Annotated in this window: 21 protein-coding genes; 19 read left to right on the top strand and 2 right to left on the bottom strand. The window is 37.0% G+C overall.

The genetic code is table 11. The features are described from left to right. The first annotated feature begins 40 nt into the window (after window positions 1-40). The 10 genes from FA047_RS06710 to FA047_RS06670 all read left to right on the top strand — a co-directional run bounded on the left by FA047_RS06710 (window position 41) and on the right by FA047_RS06670 (window position 8,292). Window positions 41-1,609, top strand: coding sequence for a hypothetical protein (locus FA047_RS06710; protein ID WP_136835232.1), 1,569 nt, complete (start codon window positions 41-43; stop codon window positions 1,607-1,609). Window positions 1,610-1,634: 25 nt separating this feature from the next. Further along, a complete protein-coding gene (locus FA047_RS06705) occupies window positions 1,635-2,303 on the top strand; it encodes a hypothetical protein (RefSeq protein WP_136835231.1) in 669 nt (222 codons plus the stop codon). Between the two features lie 33 nt (window positions 2,304-2,336). Beyond that, window positions 2,337-3,863 (top strand): hypothetical protein, encoded by a 1,527-nt coding sequence (locus FA047_RS06700; RefSeq protein ID WP_136835230.1) that lies wholly within the window; start codon window positions 2,337-2,339, stop codon window positions 3,861-3,863. Further along, a complete protein-coding gene (locus FA047_RS06695) occupies window positions 3,860-4,798 on the top strand; it encodes a hypothetical protein (RefSeq protein WP_136835229.1) in 939 nt (312 codons plus the stop codon). The genes FA047_RS06700 and FA047_RS06695 overlap by 4 nt, the downstream gene beginning before the upstream one ends. A gap of 6 nt (window positions 4,799-4,804) precedes the next feature. Then, the gene (locus tag FA047_RS06690; RefSeq protein WP_136835228.1) at window positions 4,805-5,491 is read left to right on the top strand and encodes a hypothetical protein; all 687 of its coding nucleotides are present in this window, start codon (window positions 4,805-4,807) and stop codon (window positions 5,489-5,491) included. A gap of 58 nt (window positions 5,492-5,549) precedes the next feature. Then, the gene (locus FA047_RS20430; RefSeq protein WP_169304343.1) at window positions 5,550-5,702 is read left to right on the top strand and encodes a hypothetical protein; all 153 of its coding nucleotides are present in this window, start codon (window positions 5,550-5,552) and stop codon (window positions 5,700-5,702) included. 89 nt (window positions 5,703-5,791) lie between these two features. Beyond that, entirely contained in the window at window positions 5,792-6,736 is a 945-nt protein-coding gene (locus tag FA047_RS06685; RefSeq protein ID WP_136835227.1) for an SRPBCC family protein, read from the top strand. 38 nt (window positions 6,737-6,774) lie between these two features. Next, window positions 6,775-7,158, top strand: coding sequence for a hypothetical protein (locus FA047_RS06680; protein WP_136835226.1), 384 nt, complete (start codon window positions 6,775-6,777; stop codon window positions 7,156-7,158). Between the two features lie 25 nt (window positions 7,159-7,183). After that, window positions 7,184-7,891 carry a DUF2071 domain-containing protein gene (locus tag FA047_RS06675; RefSeq protein WP_136835225.1) on the top strand — a complete coding sequence of 236 codons (708 nt, stop codon included), beginning with the start codon at window positions 7,184-7,186 and terminating at the stop codon, window positions 7,889-7,891. A gap of 14 nt (window positions 7,892-7,905) precedes the next feature. Continuing rightward, entirely contained in the window at window positions 7,906-8,292 is a 387-nt protein-coding gene (locus FA047_RS06670) for a DUF805 domain-containing protein (protein WP_136835224.1), read from the top strand. Between the two features lie 55 nt (window positions 8,293-8,347). Here the strand turns inward: FA047_RS06670 and FA047_RS06665 are convergent, their stop codons facing one another. Further along, window positions 8,348-8,602 (bottom strand): hypothetical protein, encoded by a 255-nt coding sequence (locus FA047_RS06665; RefSeq protein ID WP_136835223.1) that lies wholly within the window; start codon window positions 8,600-8,602, stop codon window positions 8,348-8,350. A 516-nt stretch (window positions 8,603-9,118) separates the two neighbouring features. On the opposite strand from FA047_RS06665, the gene FA047_RS06660 reads away from it, so the two are divergent. From FA047_RS06660 to FA047_RS06645, 4 genes are all read left to right on the top strand, one after another. Next, window positions 9,119-10,402, top strand: coding sequence for a TlpA family protein disulfide reductase (locus FA047_RS06660; RefSeq protein WP_169304342.1), 1,284 nt, complete (start codon window positions 9,119-9,121; stop codon window positions 10,400-10,402). Continuing rightward, window positions 10,399-11,388, top strand: a complete 990-nt coding sequence (locus FA047_RS06655) for a TlpA family protein disulfide reductase (RefSeq protein ID WP_136835221.1) — start codon at window positions 10,399-10,401, stop codon at window positions 11,386-11,388. Before FA047_RS06660 ends, FA047_RS06655 begins: the two co-directional genes overlap by 4 nt. A 39-nt stretch (window positions 11,389-11,427) precedes the next feature. Next, entirely contained in the window at window positions 11,428-12,948 is a 1,521-nt protein-coding gene (locus FA047_RS06650; protein ID WP_136835220.1) for a TlpA family protein disulfide reductase, read from the top strand. Between the two features lie 356 nt (window positions 12,949-13,304). Next, a complete protein-coding gene (locus tag FA047_RS06645) occupies window positions 13,305-13,931 on the top strand; it encodes a cyclic nucleotide-binding domain-containing protein (RefSeq protein WP_136835219.1) in 627 nt (208 codons plus the stop codon). A 3-nt stretch (window positions 13,932-13,934) separates the two neighbouring features. Here the strand turns inward: FA047_RS06645 and FA047_RS06640 are convergent, their stop codons facing one another. Next, a complete protein-coding gene (locus tag FA047_RS06640) occupies window positions 13,935-14,726 on the bottom strand; it encodes a hypothetical protein (protein ID WP_136835218.1) in 792 nt (263 codons plus the stop codon). 305 nt (window positions 14,727-15,031) lie between these two features. Between FA047_RS06640 and FA047_RS06635 the strand changes: the two genes are divergently transcribed. The 5 genes from FA047_RS06635 (at window position 15,032) to FA047_RS06615 (ending at window position 20,160) form a co-directional block, all read left to right on the top strand. Next, on the top strand, window positions 15,032-15,400 hold the full coding sequence (locus FA047_RS06635) for a DUF805 domain-containing protein (RefSeq protein ID WP_136835217.1): 369 nt from the start codon (window positions 15,032-15,034) through the stop codon (window positions 15,398-15,400). A 205-nt stretch (window positions 15,401-15,605) separates the two neighbouring features. Next, window positions 15,606-16,667, top strand: a complete 1,062-nt coding sequence (locus FA047_RS06630) for a ComEC/Rec2 family competence protein (RefSeq protein ID WP_169304341.1) — start codon at window positions 15,606-15,608, stop codon at window positions 16,665-16,667. Further along, window positions 16,660-17,763 carry a serine protease family protein gene (locus FA047_RS06625; RefSeq protein WP_136835215.1) on the top strand — a complete coding sequence of 368 codons (1,104 nt, stop codon included), beginning with the start codon at window positions 16,660-16,662 and terminating at the stop codon, window positions 17,761-17,763. The genes FA047_RS06630 and FA047_RS06625 overlap by 8 nt, the downstream gene beginning before the upstream one ends. Then, complete coding sequence (locus FA047_RS06620) at window positions 17,753-18,253, top strand: hypothetical protein (RefSeq protein WP_136835214.1); 501 nt, start codon at window positions 17,753-17,755, stop codon at window positions 18,251-18,253. Before FA047_RS06625 ends, FA047_RS06620 begins: the two co-directional genes overlap by 11 nt. After that, complete coding sequence (locus FA047_RS06615; RefSeq protein WP_136835213.1) at window positions 18,241-20,160, top strand: AAA family ATPase; 1,920 nt, start codon at window positions 18,241-18,243, stop codon at window positions 20,158-20,160. The genes FA047_RS06620 and FA047_RS06615 overlap by 13 nt, the downstream gene beginning before the upstream one ends. The last annotated feature ends 42 nt before the right edge of the window (window positions 20,161-20,202 follow it).

The following is a 20,202-nucleotide window of genomic DNA, read 5'->3' as shown; positions in this document are numbered from 1 at the left end:
CTGCGAAGGAGATATTTCCGAGATGAAACAAATTAAATACATGAACAAAATAAACATGAAGGCACTTTTATGTGTCGTATTACTGCTTGGCACGACATTGCTCGTGAACTCCTGCAAGCGTGGCCTGGAAATTAAAGATCAGCCTCAGGTAGTTCTTAATGAAGCCATTTTAAAGGCAAAAGCGCATGTGGAATCCATTTTGCAAGAACAAGGTTCTGACTCATTTGTTAAAACAATGGGCTTCGAGATGAATTGGGAAAAAGCTATTGTTGATAGCGCTAATCACATACGTGTACCCATTTATTTTGATTTAAGCAAACTAAAACCAAAAGACAGCAAACAAACTGCCCCCGCAAAAACTAAAGACGTTTTTGAACTTTATATTAAAAATGTCAGGGGGCAAACTGAAGTCAGCATTATGCAATTTATGAGTATTGGCGGGAAATATTATCCCATGCGCTATACTTTAGCCGGACAATTAAAAACAAAACTAAAGGCTAGTGTTTTCAAGAGAGATGTGCTGTCTATAGGAGGAAATGGAGACAAGATTCTCTCATCAGTGTTTAATAAAAAAATGATAACTGAAAGTGGAGTTATGGAACTTATTCAGATGACTTATGGATCAAATTATTTGGCGGCAGTGATATATGAGTGTCCATTAGGCACTTTATTTGATCCAGTAGCTTGCCTTTGTGATTTTCCTGAGAATGTCTCTTCAGGCGCGATTTATCCTGAATTATTTATGATGATTATAACTGCATCCAGTACTTATCAAATTGTTCCGTATACCTACTCCTTTCATCCGTCAGAGATCACGGATGATGACCCTGAATATCCCGATGGACCAGTTAATAACCAAGTAGGAGATTGTGCGGGTGTTACCGGAGGAAATGCATATAACACATGTTGCGGATGCATTGGAGGATCAACTGGTATATCGGATTGTTCTGAGTTCTCAGATTCCCCTACGTTAACACCTACAGCATCTATTGCAGAAGTGTCTCCATCCGCTGCGGCTATAACTATGCTTGGAGGTGATTGGGGCTTAGCTTTAGATGAAAGCATAGATCTTGAAATTGGTGCAAGTCTATCTGATTGTGTCTGGAAAGCAGTATTGAAAAGTGCAAAAGGCAATTATTCTGTACAAGCCCGTCTTGTAGCGGGGTGCAGTGAAGTAGGAGGTACTAATTCGTATAATTATTGTGCCCAAGTAACTGATTTAAAGGCGTTGGGCAATGCTGCCGGGCTCTGGTACATGGTCTCAGCTGTACGGGCACACGAAAATGTACATGTAACGCGAATATTGCCATCTTTAAATTATGTCTTATCGACTATTCAGGCTAATGTTAAAACACTAACAGTGCCCGCAATTGGGCAAACTAAAGCTCAGGCAATAGCACAGCTTATGAGTTTAGCCGCATTTCAAGCTGTTAAGAATGACGCCGAAACAATTTGGCGTGACGAATACTGGGGTACAGTAGAAGCTGATCATCTTGGTTCGTGTTTGACTGCTGAACATAATATTGTAGATCCTGTTGGAATCGTTATATGCAATAATGCAAGTACCTATACTCCTGCGTGGCCAGCATGCACTAGCTGTCCTTATTAATTTTTAACTTCAAAAAACATTTAAAATGAAAAAAATATCAGCCTACATCTATTTAGTTTGCCTTGGGTTATTATTAAACAGCAGTACAATTAATGCACAAACAGGCAGCGAGATTAAATTTAAATTGTTAAATGAGCAGTTGGCTGGTGACAAAAATTTAGTGACAGTTAGTGCTGTTATTAATGCTGCACAGTCGGTATCAGGGAATGGTATACATTTTGCATTGATAGTAAAAAATAATTCGGGTAATGCCATCTCCATTAAAAATATTGCTGACGTTTTAACGGTTACGTTATATAATAAATTAGGACTTGATATTGCGATTACGAATCAATCTTTAGCTCCCATAAATAGACGTCCAAGTGATCGCAAATGGAGATTCCGCTCAGAATCAGTTGTTCCGGATAAGTTTTATATCAATGGTAAAGAAGAAAAAAGCAATCTCAAAAATCAGCAATATATTGAAATTCCTGCTGGTGGTAATTGTAAAGTCAATTTGAGAATAAAAGATGTAAAACAAGTTGAAACACCCCAAGATGTACAAAATAAACTTCTTAAACCAACCATAAAATTGGCTCCTGGAAACTATAAATTAAAATTATACCTATCAATAGTTCCAGCCCAACAAAATAAATTAGCGGGGCGCAGTGCAATCTATTTATCTCCAATGATAGATATTGATTATACAAAGTAAGGAGGTTAAACGCGGACTGTACAGGTTCATAATATGAAAAATACAATACTTTTTGCGGCATTCCTGTTGTTAACTGCTTATAGCTATGGTCAAACCGAAAAAGCCGATCAGCAGAGTATTCGCATGGATACCATAAAAGGTTGGGGCGGTGCTCTTGATACGGTCATTACTAGAAAAACTGAGCTTTCGTTTAACAAGATCTTTCCTAACAATTACAAGAAAGATAAATCAGTTTTAAAGGCATTGAGGCCCTATTTGGTTTCGGATATTGTGGACCCCACAAACCATTCGCATCCCTTTTATCTAGAACGCCTTAAGAATGCCAAAGAAAAGTTGCCACTGGCGAAGTCTGAACTCCTGGAGCTTATGAAAGCCAGTCCTGACTATAGGCAAAAAATGGCCAAGTTTAATATCACAAGTGAAGCTGATCTCAATTCGATCAACTTTGTGCATGTTCCGATGTATTACATTACCCCTAACATCGTTTTTTTTAAAAATGGAGAGAATATCGCAAAATATTATAACCTTGGAAGGGGTGGGCTGAAATACCTCGCCTTCAAGAACAACCGCTTGTTGGGCTATCTCGATTTTTATGAGAAAAGAAGCAGCTTTAAAAGCGAGTTTATTCCGGCACTTCAACCTTCAGTGGAGAGCTATAACCAGATCATAAAAATGGGCGAGACACCAATTGCATTGAATCAAAGTATTTCCAAGGATCCGAAAAATGTGGGAGGGGGTGGGCATGTCCATATGTTCGGATACGTTGACCAGGAGCATTTGATTTTTTCCTACTATAGTGAAGGGGTTGTTAAAAAAGTGGCTACCGATGCATATGTAGCTCCTGACCCGCGTTTCCATAAAGAATATACTCTTCAAACCGCTGAGGCCTTTTTCTCTGGGAGTGGCAGTCGTTCCACCCTTAGCCGGTGGCTTGACAATACAATTAGTACCTTGACAATCATTGCGCAAACCGGCAGTAAGGTGAAATTTAATTTATTAAAAGAGCCTTCTGCTACTGACAAAAATTTGATAACAGTTAATGGTGCTATCAATGCCAAGCAGCCTATATCAGGCAAGGGTATTCATTTTACACTGATTGTAGAAAACAATTCGAGCAACGCTATCTCCATTAAAAATATTGCTGATGTTTTAACAGTTGCATTATATAATAAATTAGGATTTGATATTGCGGTGCCTAATAATGCTTTAGCACCAATCAATAGACATCCAGATGATCGCAAATGGAGATTCCGCTCAGAATCAGTTGTTCCAGATAAGTTTTATATCAATGGGAAAGAAGAAAAAAGCAATCTCAAAAATCAGCAATATATTGAAATTCCTGCTGGTGGTAATTGTAAAGTCAATTTGAGAATAAAAGATGTAAAACAAGTTGAAACACCCCAAGATGTACAAAATAAACTTCTTGGACCTACCATAAAATTGGCTCCTGGAAACTATAAATTAAAATTGTATCTGATCATAGCTTCGGCCCAGCAAAATAGCTTAGGGGCATACGGAGGAGTCTATTTATCTCCGATGATTGATATTGATTATAGATGAAAAAGATAGCGCTCATTGCCGTATTTCTATTGTTAACTGCTCATAGTTATGGTCAAACTGGAAAGACAAGCCAGAACAACGTTCGCATCGATACCATAAAAGGCCGGGGCGGTGCCCTTGATACGGTCATTACGAGAAAAACCAAGCTTTCGTTTGACACAAACTTCCCTAACAATTACAAGAGAGACGAATCAGTTGTGCAGGCTTTAAGCCCCTACCTGGTCTCGGAGATTGTGGACCCCACAAACCGTTCGCATCCCTTTTATCTGGAACGTGCCAGGGATGCCAGGGAAAAACTGCCACTGGCGAAGGCCGAACTCCTGAAGCGTATGAAGGGCAACAGTGATGACAGAGCAAGAATGGCCAAGCTCGATATCAACAGTGAGGGCGATCTCAATTCAATCACCTTTGTGCATGTTCCGATGTATTACATTACCCCTAACATTGTCTTTTTTAAAAATGGAGAGAATATCGCAAAATACTATAACCTTGCTGGGCTCGGACTTAAATACCTCGCCTTGAGGAACAACCGCTTGTTGGGCTATCTTGATTTTTATGAGAACAAAAGCGGATTTAAGAGCAACTTTATTCCCGCACTCCGACTTTCAGTAGAGAGCTATAACCAGATCACAAAACTAGGCAAGACACCCATTGCATTTACACAAGATATTTATGCCGTAGACTCAAAAAATGCCGGAGCAGGAGGGCATCCCAACGTGTTCGGATACGTCGACCAGGGGCATTTGGTGTTTTCCTACTATAGTGAAGGGATCGTCAAAAAAGTGGGTACCGATGCTCATGTAGCGCCTGACCCACGTTTCTATAAAGAATATACCTTGAAAACCGCTGAGGCGTTTTTCTCCGGAAGTGGCAGTCGTTCGACCATTAACCGATGGCTTGATAACACCGTTAGTACTTTGAAAAGCAGACCATAAAGGAAGATGATGGAAAAAATATCACTCAAAATAAAAAAAATATTAGCTTGTATCTCTTCGATATTTTTTTGCTTGTTGTTATGCGGTGGTGCTGTGACAGCACAGTCAGGTAGCGAGATAAAATTTAATGTTATGGATGACATGTTTGCTACCGACAAAAACCTGGTATCGGTTAGTGCCATCGTCAATGCCAAGCAATCTGCTGAGGATGGGATCCATTTTTCAGTTGTCGTGAAAAACAATTCGGATAAAACCCTTTTTATTAATAATACTGCCAGTCAATTATTTGTTTCCTTATTTAATGAATTTGGATTTGATATCACTGTAAAAAGTGTTTATCAACGTTCCTCTGCTAACGAGAGGGACGGTAGCTGGAAATTCCGGTCAGAATCTGTTTTCCCCAGTAAATTATATACTAATGGGAAAGAAGAAAAAATAGATATAAAAATGAGACAATATTTTGAGGTTCCCGGCGGTGGCACTTCCAGAGTTGATTTAATTATTAAAGATGTAAAAAAGGTTGAAAATACTGAAGATTCAAAAGATCAATATCTTAAACCCATAGTCAAATTAAACCCCGGGAAATATAAGTTACAAATGTTTTTGGGGATTATTTCAAAGGATAAAAGTAAATCTGGAGGCTTAATTGCGGGTTTTCACCTTCCAAGTATTGATATTGATTATACCAGATAAATAGGTTTTGACAATCTATACTTTCTGAAACAAAGTTCCATAACGTATGGTGGACGAAATGGCGCGGAATCTACGACCGCAATTGGTTTCCATTGCTTATAGCTTTGGTCTAGTTTCTTTTCATAGTGCGAATGGATATTCTAAAACCAGCCTCATGGCGTTGGGAATAGGCTTCGGTAAAGAAGATGGCCATGAAGAAGATTACGAATGAAAGAGTCGTTTTCATACTTGGATATAAATAGCTTATAAAGATAACGAAATCAATAATTCCCTATATTTACTTCCATAATTCAAATCCGCATGAACCTGCTCTCTTACTTTCCGCAAAACCCTAAAACCAGATTATATTTGTCAGTTCTTGGATCCACTATAATTTGCGGCTTGCTCACTTTACTTGGGATTTACGGTATTGGATCTTATGGCATGTATTTGTTCGTTTTGATACCTCTGCTGATGGGCATTAGTGCTACCTGGCTTTATACTTTTGGAAGAGAAGTAGCGTATAAACATAAAGCCGCCTTTTTAACTTTACTGGTTTCTCTGTTACTACTGCTTGTATTTGCGATTGAAGGATTGATCTGCATCGGCATGGCTTCTCCGATTTTATTGTTGTTTTTATGGACCGGCAGTTATATTGGATATGGGATATCGAGAAAAAAAATAGTACATGGTCAGGCTGTGATTTTGTTTTTATTCTTAGTTACGCCATTGACTGCTTTTGTAGAAACAACAATCCCGCCCGTTGTGCGACCAGTAACCACTTCTATTGTTATAAAAGCCAGTCCGGAAGAAGTCTGGAAAAATGTGGTTGAATTCCCTGAATTGAAAGCACCAACAGAATTTATATTTAAAACAGGTATTGCTTACCCCATTAACGCTGTAATTGAAGGTAGGGGTGTTGGGGCGGTCAGGCATTGTAACTTTACGACTGGTAGTTTCGTAGAGCCCATTACTGTTTGGGATGAGCCGAGACTTCTTAAATTTAATGTGCAGGAACAGCCTGCACCTATGAAGGAGCTTAGTTTTTATGATATCGATGCGCCTCACCTGCATGACTATTTTGTATCCAAGCGTGGTCAGTTTAAGTTAACCAAACTTGCCAATGGGAATACATTATTGGAAGGTACAACATGGTATTTTCATAATATCAAACCGGAACTTTATTGGAGTCTGTGGAGCAAATATATAATACACAAAATCCATATGAGGGTACTGGAGCATATTAAAGAAAACTCAGAAGGGTAAGTTTAGTCTTGGTTACTATCCTCAAAATATAATTACTCATGAACTTCAAAACTAAACATGTGATAAGGTTGCTGATCTTATTGTTTTGTATCAACTATTGCTACAACAATTTCTTTATATCAAAACAAATCACTGGTACTTATCTGGTTAAGAATTTTTATGGAGAGCCTTTTTTAATGGAGATTCCTTACTCTTGGGATACATTATTCCTTTATAAGGATGGTCGTTTTAAAAGTGGGTACTATGGTTCGGGTACGTATCATATCTCATATGATCTCGGGGGTACTGATATAGAGTTGAGTTATCATGACGATTATGCGGGTAAGGTCTATTTTAACACTTCAATTGAAAGATTTAGCTGGGGCGATCCTAAGATTCTATTAGACGAAATTCATAACCGTCATTACGAGAAGATTAGGTAAATTATAACAAACAAATAACTCGACAATGAAAATCCCCACCATACACGGATACATAGATAGGAGAATACTGATCAACTTCAGGGCAGATCCAGAGGTGGTGGCGAAGATAATTCCATTTCCCTTTAGGCCGAAACTCTATAAGGAGAAAGCAATCGTTGGGATTTGCCTGATCAGACTGAAACACGTAAAGCCCAAAGGGTTTCCCAACTTCATAGGAGTGAACTCAGAAAATGGTGCACACAGGATAGCTGTGGAATGGGATGAAAACGGCGAGACAAAATCGGGAGTTTATATCCCGCGCAGGGACACTTCTTTGGGCTTTAATGCTCTTGTTGGTGGTCGGCTATTCCCAGGAAAACACTACCAGGCGAAATTTAATGTGGCAGAAAAAGATGGGCATTATCATATCGATTTTAAGAGTTCGGATGATACCAGTATCTCAATAGATGCTACTGAAACCACTTCCTTCAATGATCAGTCAATCTTTGGAACGTTAGATAGTGCATCGGCCTTTTTTGAAGCCGGCGATCTTGGATATTCGCCAAATAAAACGAAATTTGAAGGGCTTAGACTGAAAGCATATAAATGGGAGGTAAGGCCGCTTGAAGTAACGAAAGTGAGTTCCAGCTTTTTTGAAAACGAGGAGTTTTTTCCAAAATATTCGGTTACTTTTGATAATGCACTGCTGATGACAAACATTGAGCATGAATGGGAAAGTGAAACTGATAAATAATTAAAAACGATTGTATGTTTAAAAATCCTTTCTCCTTTAAGGGTAGAATCAGAAGACTCGAATATGGGCTAAGTGTGATCATCGGCTTTACGGCGATGCTCGTTGCCGGAAGCTTGTCTGCAGCACAGTCTTCAAACGCAGTTATGGTTGTTGTCGTTCTGATTTACGTTCCGAGTATTCAGTTTCTGCTCGCACAGGGTGCAAAGCGTTGCCACGACAGAGGTGCTACAGGCCTATGGCAAATTATACCGTTTTATGGCTGGATCATGCTATTTGGAGAAGGCGATCCGGGGAGCAATGAATATGGGCCAAACCCTAAGGGAATTGAGTACCATGACGACTGGGATCCAATTGCCAATGAAACAAAGGAAAAAGAGGCAAGTAATCAAGAATTCAACTAATATTCTTGGGGTCTTGGTAATCATGAAGCACCCCATACCATCCAAATGAAGTTATTTAGCAGCTCATTAAGATGGATCGGCTTCTGGAAGGTTGAACCTTCAGTTCGGAAAGTATTCTTAGAAAATCCTCGTTAGGGATAAACTGTATGTATCTATCATCAGAAGATTCTCCAGATGGTATGATTATATAATTGCCCCAATCTGATAATCTTTTATGCATTTCAGAAACAGAATGCTCTTTGGGTTCTAGTAATTTACTATCAATGTTGAGGATAAAGCTTACTTCTTGCAGGTTGTATTCGGTTGACATGCCATCCTTGTTTATAGAAATCAAGCCGTTTTTTATTGTCGCTATATCTAATTTTTTGAAGAACAAAAAAGGGAGGCTAAGCAAAATTAGTATGGTGATAAATGCGACGCAGAGAGAGAATAAATATACTTCTACGTTTGAAACCTCGTTGTCAAACCAATTTAAAATAAGCGATGCCAGTAAAAGTATAAATGAAATTATGAGAGATAGATTCTGATAGGACTTAAGCTTTCCAAGGAAGAGTGGGTATATCAGAGTTAGCGCCATATTCAAATGTAAGTAGAATTAATTGATCGAGGTATTGATGACTATTGTTTTTTGAGCTAAGAGATGATGAAAAAGATAGGACTTAAACATTCTAAATTTTCTTTCAAATATTGCTTACAACGTTTGGTTGTTAGTTAGAAATTGATAATATTTGGTTAATCTCTCCTGATGAATTGTATGTCATTGATACAGTTTGACTTTTGACGCTGCTTAACCATGATCTTTTATTGCAAGATGAATCGCCATTATATGCTCATATTTATTCTTGTCCTCTTTGTACATACTGCGAGTGGACAAGAATTAGAAATTTCTCTTCATCAGAATGGCATATATTCAGAGGTATTGTCTATAAAAAAAGAGGAAAATGTGACATTGTGTAAGAACTTTCCTTACAAAAACCAGCCTTATTTTAGTTTACGCAGTTTGCCTTATGATGCAATGCAGAACCTCTATGAAAAAGTTCTTGATGGAACGTGGACAGAGAAATTTTACAAGGACTTTGTGCACAAAAATATTTTGGATACTAGTTATGTTTTTAAGCAAAGTCTTCCAGGAAACAGAATTTACATTGCCACGGCTATAGATGAATTGGGAATAAAACATGTTATGGTTGATGCCAATAACAACCATGATTTCGGAGATGATAAAGAATATGTATTCAACTTAAAATCTCAAGAAAAGAAAACGCAAAATATTGCAGCATGGGTTGATTATTATGATGGCAAAGCCATTAGAAAACTTAAAGTTGATTTATCAATAGATCCGTATAATTATCTTTATGATGAGGAGTCTTATAAAATTGAAAAAGATATTAGAGAACTGGACGTAAGTATATTCAAGATTTCGAAGAATCTTGTTGGGCGATATATACTAAACCAGAAGGCATATGATATCACAATAGCCGACTATAATGACAAAAGGAAAGACAGCTTTAGATTAACTATAGAGACTAAAGACGCAAAAACCAAATCAATAACTTCCTATAGTTATAAGCCTGCCGATACGATTGACATCAGTTACGGTCGCTACAAAATCTTAAAAGTTGACGATAAGCGCCTGGTATTGTCACTAATTGGCAAACAGGAATTTGCAGGTGCTGAATTAAACAGTTTGGCTCCAGAGATAACCGGCCAAGATGTTATCACTTCCAGAGATTTTTCATTAAAAAAGCAATTAGGCACCTATATTCTAATAGATTTTTGGGGTTCATGGTGCCGGCCGTGTATTGAGGCAATTCCCGAGCTAAAACTGGCTTTTGGGAAATATGGTAAAAAAATAAAGATTGTTAGTATAGCATTCGATAAGAGAAGCGACCTGGGGAAAGTGAAAAATTTGATATCACAATATGAGATGACATGGACGCAATTATTGGATGACAGAGAAATAAATCAAGGTAAAATTTCTGATAATTATAAGGTGCAAGAGTTCCCAACAAGCATCTTGATTGATCATAATGGAAAAGTTGTATTTCGTGCTGTTGGTGCTATAGGACTTAAAAATTTGATGGCCTATCTTGATAATTGTGAAATATGAAAAATAAATTAATCTGCTTTTTACTAGTATTAATACCCACTGTACTATTTGCACAAAAGAAATTTCAGATCAGTGGTACTATTGACAGAAAAATGGATGGTCATATGATAAAAATGAATATCATATTACCTCCATATGCTAAAGGTTTGCCTGAACAAGTTACAGCAATTAAGGATGGGAAGTTCTTTTTTCAATCTGACAGGTCAGGATTTGAGTTATATGGTTTCACTATTAGTCATGCTGGTAAGCTCTATAATCAAATAATCAGGTTACTTCCGAAAGACACAAAAATTGAATTTCAAGATACGCTGCTAAAGAAGTACAAAGTATTTGATGATGGTTTTCAACTGGTTTTTGCCAGGGAAAGTGCAAAGATCAAAAATGATAGCCTCCAACTTCTGAAAAATATAGAGGCTAATATCAAACAGCCATTCGGTAGCTATCTGCTATTTTCCCATATGGATAGAATTCCTGAATCGGAGGTTATCAGATTGGAGAAAATGATACCAAATCGGTTTCGGGATAATTCCTGGTACGTGAGTCTTAAAATGAGGATATCTAAGTTTATGATTGGTAAACCTGCATTGGAATTCAGCCAAAATGATCCCGGGGGTAATCTTTTTAAACTTTCAAATTTAAAGGGGAAATACGTTCTACTCGACTTTTGGGCTTCTTGGTGCATACCATGTAGAAAAGAAAATCCAAATCTGGTTAGGGCTTTCAATAAATTTAATGGTAAAGGTTTTGAAATTTTAAGTGTATCACTTGATACGGATAAAAATCAGTGGGTAGCAGCAATAAAAGCAGATGGACTTACATGGCATCATGTAACTGATTTGAAGGGTTGGGAAAACAGTGTATCACGAGGGTTATATCAGGTTCAGTCAGTCCCGCAAAATTATCTTATAAATCCTGAAGGAATTATTATTGCTAAAAATCTATATGGCAATGAAATTGAGAAAATACTTGAAAAAGTTATTCCCTAAAGTTGAAAGTGTAAATTGCTATTATAAAATCAAATACCTATGACAAAATTGAAAGGATTAAATTTTCTTTGCATATGCTGCTTTTTGTTCTTGTTGTCAGGTAAACCATCTGATGATGGGGGACTAAGCAAACCTGCTATCGTTGCAGGTACAGCTAAAATAACGGGAAGAATAATAAAGACAAATACCACAAATAAAGATAGCACAGTTGTAACTGTAATAGTGCTACAACCAATTTCTGGAGAAAATGCTCAATACAACGTGCTTGTTGATCAATCAGGAAAGTTCAGTATAGATGTTGAGGTGGAAACAGATGTTTCTCTGGTTGGATTATACACTGATTTAAATGTAAGGAAACTCCTTTTTGTTACATTAAAAAGTGGTAGTGTCACTAACCTTGATATTGCTTATAATTCGGATAATGCTATTGAAAATATTGACATCACGCCAGCTATTAATCAGAATGATGTAACTAGGGGTTTTGAAGTGGCAGATAAAATGAATCAATATAAATCAAATAGCCCGTCTCAATCTTTGTATGATAAGAGCCCAGATTATTTTCTAAACAATGTTAAAACTAGTATATCGAAAAGATTAGCGATTGTACAAAATGATACTTTATTGTCAGAAGAATTAAAAGAAGTACTGACTAATGATCTGCGTTTATGGATGTATAAAATAAATGCCTTTAGTTACGAACAATTGATGATGCTTAATTATCGCAATATAACTCGTGATACGAGCAAAAAACCTGAAATCCAAAAGATTGATAGACCCTATTATCGTTTTTTGAAAGATCTTAGGCTCAACGATATACAATATCTGAACTGTTTCACGTTCCAGGGATTTCAAAAAGAAGTTCTTCGGAATGAAATAATAGGGCTTCCTGAGGTGGGAGAAAGCGATATCCCCTCCTGGTTAAAAAATGCGAAAGCTATCTTATCCGATTTAGTCGGATTTGATGATGGTCAATATTATGATATTTTAGTTGCCAATGCTTATGGCAGGCAACTAAGTGAAGAATTAAGATCGTTTAGCGAAAAGCAAAAAGAAAACATCAGGAGTTATTTTAAAGACGGAGAGATTGCAAAGATTTTATTTAGGAAAAACCAAAAGGTTGTTGAACTAGACAAGTTTAAAACACCTGTTGTTGTAAATGATATCCCATCAGTATCGGACGATAAAGTTATGGCAACAATCGTGTCCAAATATAAAGACAAGGTTGTTCTTATTGACCTTTGGGCAACATGGTGCGCTCCTTGTTTAGAGGCAATGAAGGAATTCAGAAGTACAAAGAATGAGTTTCACGATAAGGATGTTGTGTTTGTGTATTTAACAAATGGGTCTTCACCTAAAAAACTATGGGAAGAAAAAATTAAAGGAATAGGAAGTGAGCATTATTATCTGAAAAATACTCAGTGGGACCATATGATGGACAATTTTGGGTTTAATGGTATTCCTTCCTATTTGTTATATAACAAAGAAGGTGTGCTCATCAATAAATTTACAGGCTTTCCTGGAAATGATAAAGTGAAAAAGATGATTAACGATTTGTTGTAAATTAGCATACGTTTTGGGATGATAGATCTTCCCGGACATGTCCCGGCAATTCCCCTACTATTAGAAAGGCCAATTTACAACCAGTCTAAACCCAGTGAAATCCCATACCTGCAGGGGTGTTGGTGGGGCCTTGGAGCGGGGTTGCTCCGGTCTCAGACCGGCCAACCCCCCATCAACACCGCCCCAAGACCGCTCCAAGCCCCCACCAAATAAGGCATTTCTATGGCCTTTGTATGGCCTTTCTATGGGTATTCAAATATGGAATGCAGTGTCAATTGATAGATGGATTGCTGGATATCAGAAAAATATAAATATATTTAGTTAACCAAATGTAAACTATAGGTTAACGTCATCTTATGGACCACCAACACCTGGATGAAAGCAGGCCGGTAGGCAGGCTCATCATTTATCTGTCCCAAAGGGCCAAACTCAGTGAACAATTCCTGATCACCATATTCCCCATGCTGGGGGAAAGTAAACAGAAAACCGATTTTGAATGTCAGAAGGAAGAAGGCGTTTCTAAAGTCGCCTATTGGATAGATGAGGGTTTTGGCTACTGTTATGAGATTGTGGCGGATGAGAACGGAACAAAATCGAATGTGATCATTGGCATCTATCCTAAGGGAACCATCATGTTGGATGAACATGGTTTTTTCAATGGTGCGGCTTCTGACCTGCACTATGCGGTGAAGAGGGAATCGGTGTTCATCCCATTTAGCACGAAAGATTTTGAGGCGCTGGCCACGAGGGCACCCGAAGCGGCGATACTGGCTATAAATGTGGTGGCAGAAAATAAGAGCTTTGCCCAAGACCGCTCACAGCTGTTGCGGATGGATAAATTGGAAAGAAGGGATGCTATGCTTGCGTTTTTTGGGAGAGAGATAGAAGAGGCTTTTACCTTCAAGGAGTTGGCTGGCTACCTGGACATGACGGAACAATACTATTCTAAACTGAAGAAAGAGAGTTTGATGAGGAAAGGGTAGGGGTTATTGCTTTTTCTTAAATTTATCGAGTAGCGTTATATTCGACTCATACAGTTGCTGATAATGGTTGAACAATTTCGTGTCAGCGGGAGAGAACTCAGAATAAGAATAACGTATAGTCCCTCTGACACCACTGTCTGTTATACCATCTATATACACGATAGCCCCACCACCAAAGTGTTGTGTGATTTTTTCACTTACAAAAGGGAAAGCATAAGATGTGAGCTTCGGGTTAATGGCTAAACGGAATTGTACGATCTTTTCCATCTTGATACCTTTATATACATTCTGTATCACTTTAGTTCGTTTTATCATAATGCATTTTTGACCATTAATTACCGTGTCTTTTTCTTTCACATAATCAGTTAGAGATAAATCTTTGGTAAGAAACGGTTCATTAATAAAAGTGTGACCTTTTTTAGGCGTTTCTTGGTTAAATTGATAGGGTTGAATTGTTTTTGCAGAGGGTTTCTCGTTAATATCGAAAGTCATTCCTACCATCTCTTGTAAATTGGTAAAACAATACCACCGCAATCTTGAGCCAGATGAAATCTCTCTACGAGAAGACTTAGTACTTGTAGTACTCAAAATAATTTCATCTGATGAATAAAATACCTTAACTGGCTCCAAAGTAAAATTGTTCCTCACGAGAATAGTATCTATGAGCGTTTTCGCAAAACCACGCTTAGCATCAATCATCTCGTTTTTTATTGCTACAATAGCCTGATTAGGAACCACTTGCGCCTTACTTGTGATGACACAAAATAAGAACAAAATAGGTAGAAGATTTTTCACAATTGAGATTAAAATTTTAGGTCATTTTTTATTAAACGTATGTTTAATTATTTGTTATAGCAAGTGTTTGATGTAATAGATCAATTCAGCAGTTTGTTAAGTCGGTCGTCATTGCGGACATGATCCAGAATCCGCAGTTGTCAGTTCTCTCTGTTTAGGACACTGACCATGCCGTAATTGCGGAGTAAATAAAAATATTTTCAAAATAGTTAAAATAAATCTTCTTGTTTGAGGTAAGTTGTTCGTTTTGTTTGTAATCGCCCCTAGTAAATAAACAAACTAATAACCATCTAAATAACCTCTGTATGTTTAAAAACCCTTTCTCTTTTGAGGGGCGAATTCGCAGGCTCGAATATGGGCTGAGTAACGTAGTTTATATGCTGTTGCTTTTTGGAGTAGTAGGTCTGCTAATGGCATTCGGCGATCCTCGTGGTCCTTTTACTAATATTTTCATGTTGTTGCTTTGGATTCCTTTAGCCTGGTTCATGCTGGCTCAGGGAGCGAAGCGTTGTCATGACAGGGGCAATAGCGGCTGGTGGCAGATCATTCCGTTTTATGGGATTTGGATGCTGTTTGCAGATGGGGAGATCGGGGATAATGAGTATGGCGGAAATCCGAAGGGGATGGTTCAGGACACGGAGGCTGTGTATAAAAATGGAGAAGAAGCCAATTGATGATGTGACAAAGTAATTAAAGAATGAAATTATGTTCCAGACGATAGCAGTTATATGCTTAGCTGATACATATTTATAATGCGAAAACTAACAAACAACGAAATAGGTCTTATGATCTTTATCAAAAACTTGAAATTAAATATCTTATTCTATTATAACTCACTTGCCACAGCATAATATAATTCACCCGAAGACGCACTTTAAAGTGCTGAAAGCATTTCACGGAGATTCAATTCTAATCAATACCTATGATGCTCATGGGCAAGCTTTTAATATACTAATTGATGGAGGTACATCTAAAACTTTCGACACTGTCTTGAAACGTGAGCTAAAAGCAGTGCTTAAAATTAATCTGATGATTTTAACCCACATTGATTCTGATCATATTAAAGGATTAATAAAGTTTATTAAGAGCAACCATTTTGATGCTAGTCAGGTGTTACACTACTGGTTCAATTCTAAGAACATAAAATTCATTATTTCCGGAGAAAACATCAGTTATGGCCAGGCAAAGAATTTTGAGGAACTATTAATCGAGAAAAAAGTTAATCCCGCAAAGATCACTGAAGGAATCACTGCCGAAAATACAAAAGTACTAGCAGATGGGATCTCTGCCGTAATTTTGTCGCCAACTCAAGCAATTTTAGACAGGCTATATAAGGATTGGGAAGAATTGAAAGTTCAATTTTTTTTACCTGTAAATGATGTGCCCATGTCAAAGATAGTTCAGTCTCAGATTGTACGTGGCAAGTTGAATATACTTGCTTTGGAAAGGTTCAAGCCTGATAAAACAGTACTTTCAGATATCTTTAATAGCTCATCAATTGCAATGATTCTCAATACATTCGATCTTAAATTGCTACTTCTAGCAGATTCTAGACCTGAGATTGTTATCGCAGAACTTCAAAGACTTGGCTATTCCGCTAATAATAAGCTCAAAGTTGACTATGTCAAAATTTCTCATCATGGCAGTATTAACAATACCAGTAATGATCTTTTAGATTTAATTGACTGTGACAGATTCATTATCTCCACCAACGGCGGATCAGGAAAACATCATTTTCCTGACAGGGAAGTTATTGCCAGAATCATTCATCACCCTGAACGTGTGAAAAATGACTATCCCACCAAACGCTTTATCTATTTAAATTACCCACTTGATTCTGTAGAGAAAAAAAGTGGTCAATTGGTTTGCAATGATGATTTCATTGAGGGAAAATGGGAATTGATATCAAATGTAAATTTATATTCTGTTGCAGATGAGTGATGTATTAAATCAAATAAGCGTGAGAGTTACCATTTTCAATGAAGGATTACCGGTAAATCAGGGTAGTGGATTTATGCTGAAAAGCGGATCATTATTCTATGTCGTTACGGCATATCACTGTGTCTATGGTGAGAACGACGAATTCATTGACTTACCAATAACTTCTATAGCCATTGAGCGGCAAGAAACTTTCAATTCAGAATTCCACCCCTGTAGTGTTATTGAAGTTGTAGAATGTCATAAGGGAGAAGACTGGGCAGTCATTAGGATAGGTTACACTGATGAAGATTCAATTTTTCCCGAATATCACCTTGCAGGTGTTTTTAACACAAATGAAAGTGTCAGCTTTCGAGGCTACCAGAACGTTGATCCAGAAACAGGACGCACTTTTGGTTCGAGAGTCTTAGAAAAATCATCAAACAACGAGTTTAAGATCACTTTAAATCCCGGCGAGTATTTTAAAGAAGGAAGTGCTGATGCAAAAGGACTGTCAGGAAGCGGAGCCTTCATTATGGCAGACGACAAATTATACGTTTTAGGTTTGTTAAAAAGCGTTAAGGGTGAGGAAGCGTTAAATAACGATATTAAATGTTGTCCAATTTCTGCTTTTCATACCTTATTAGGAAGAGAATTGGTAGATATTGGAGTGCCGTCAGACTTTGATAAAACTGCTGAAGAAGAATTTGAAAAAGTTAATATTTCAGATGCCAGAGATTTAAATGAAAAAATTATAGGAGTTTGTCCGGAAATTCCTATCTACAGGCTAGCTAAGTATGCTAGGGATCTTTCTACAGGAAAAGTTGAGTTGGAACGATATTCTCAACGAGAAATGAGTGCTGTTAAATTTAGAGTTTTTGAGGCTTGCCAGGAAGATTTGATGAATTTTGTAGAACATAGGCAGGCTGAGAATGTTACAGTTGAGGAAATAAATGACTTGATCACAAGATATACTCAAAAAGCATCCTCAATTATAGCTACAAAATCCGTGCTCTATAAATACCCAAAATTAGATGATGATTTGTTGAGACGAGTTGTGCTTGACCTAATTAATGATTGTTTTTTATCCTTTGATAAAGCTGGAATCTATGAAGAATAAAGCAAGTGCAAAAAAGCGGCTGATGTTTATTCAGAAGGAGGACTATAATTATTTAGCATATAATCTTCTTATTCTGTTGGATACACTAGGGTGTTCCAATTCAAGCAAGAAATTTCGGGATTTTAGAAAGATTGCCTATCTGGTAGATTTTATTAACGAAGGGGGAGACGTAAAAAGGTACGATCAAAGAGACCTCGGTATTATTTATTCGCGCGCTCAAATTAAGAAAAAATTGCTCCATCATTTGTTGGTCATCCTCAAGAACAAAGGATATATTGGGTTAGATTTAAACACAACTTATAGAAGTATTGACGTTTGGATAAACAAACAAAATATTCCGAAGGACTTTTTTGATAAAGAGGTATTTAAGAAGGAGATTGAAAATATTAACCAATTGAAAACTCAAGTATGGTCATTGAAAGCTGGAAATATGAAGGATCTAACAGATAAGATATTTAAAGAAAATAACATTTTAACATGGGAAATTTAGTCGTCAAGCAGGTCAAATATAATGGTGATTTGTATCGGTACGAATCACCGATCCTTTCTAATGGAATAAATGTAGTAGTCGGAGATAACGGATCGGGCAAAAGTACATTTTCTTATTTTATTGAGTTCGCACTCGGAGGAACCATAAGACCTTTTGTTAATGATGGTAAGGGGGATAAGTATATAGAGATACTAGAAGACACCAACAATTATGTTGAGCTCACTATTCTAATCAATGACGACGAATATACTCTTAAAAGATTTATTGGTTTTAATCAGATATTTTACACTGAGAATAACGAAATCAAAGTTTTGCCTTTGACAAGAGACAAAGATACTGCCCCGGTTATTTTTTCTGACTGGCTCTTGGAAAAGCTGAATATTCCTCAGTTTGAGTTGAATTTGGGAACAATGACTTGGATTTTTAATTTTATTGATCTATTTAGATTGTTGAATTATGATCAAGACACTGAGGCTAAAAAAATCTATAAAGCGCCCAAAGCTGATAATTTTATTTCTGATTCGGGGATAATTAGAAAAGCGATCTTTGAGATTTTGCTGGGTATTTCCTCTGCTGAATATTTTAAAGCTGCTGATGTTTTAAAAGCCGCCATTAGGGCACGTGATGTTGCAAAGGGATTATTGGAGAGTTTTAATGAAAGATATGGAGCAGAGATCAAAGATAAAAACGTCCTCCAACTAGAGATAACAGACTTGCAAACTCAGATAACCAAATTAGAACAATCAAGGGAAATCTATTTGAAATCAAATACTACAGTTGATGATAGATTGGGTGAACTTGCTGGTCTGCAGAACGAAATTGTCGAATTGGAACTCAAAATTTCTAGAGTTACGATCAACATCAAAAACTATGAGGAAGAACTAAATAAGGTTGCTAAACTATACGAAAACCAGGTTTCAGAAATAGGACAAATTCAGAAAATAATATTTACACATGAAAAACTGGATTTATTCTCCATGGAAATTTGTCCATTCTGCATGACAGATAAAGGCAATCGTCCTGAAGGATATTGTATTTGCGGAAGCAAATATAGCGATGACGATTATGAAAAATTTGTTTATAATGCCAGCGAGTACAAAGACATTTTGCAGCATAAACAGAAAAGTATTAATGCTGTGAAATTTGCTGAGGAATCCTATGAAGAAGAAATCTCAGAGCTAAAAAAGCTGCTTGAATTAGAAACAGCTAAATCTATTGCGGTCAAGGAGAAGTTGGAAGCTATAGTTCGTACTGCAGAATTTGCGGGTAATACTACAATGATTGAAAGTCTAAATCGTAAGATCATTGAGCTGCGAGATCAAGTTCACGGATTAAATGGCGTACTGGACATCAGTAAGGAAGCTAGAGCACTTGAGGATTCTTATAACAGTAAGAAGATAGCTCATTCCAATGCTTACAGGAATTTTATAACTGCTAAAGCGAAATTCGAAGAAAACAATGTTAATACAATAATAGAATTCAATCGAATATATGGCCAGTTACTTAGTGAATCGTCGTATAAAAGTGAGAGCGCATATATTGACGAAGACTATATGCCGGTAATAAATGATAGCGCCTATAAAGCTAAAAGTTTCGATGTGCCTCGGAGATTAATGTATTATTTAACTATTCTAAGCCTATCTTTAAAGTTTGATTCAGTTAAGCACCCTAGATTTTTACTTATTGATACTCCAGAGGGATCAGGGATTGACATAGATAATTTAAAGCTAAATTTAGAGTTACTGGAAACAGCTATAGCACTCTCAAAAGATAATCCAAATGACGAACCTAGAGACTTTCAAGTAATCTTGACAACTGGTTATGGGAAATTGCCAGATGATTTTGAAAAATATGTAGTCGAAAAGTTCAATACTTCCGAGGGAAAATTTATACTGGAGCTGAAATAAGAATTTGGAGCTTCTATTTAGTTCCTTTTTTTCTTATTTTAC

The sequence above is a fragment of the Pedobacter frigoris genome (assembly GCF_005116445.1).
GTDB lineage: Bacteria > Bacteroidota > Bacteroidia > Sphingobacteriales > Sphingobacteriaceae > Pedobacter > Pedobacter frigoris.
This window is presented reverse-complemented; position numbering and strand designations above follow the sequence as displayed.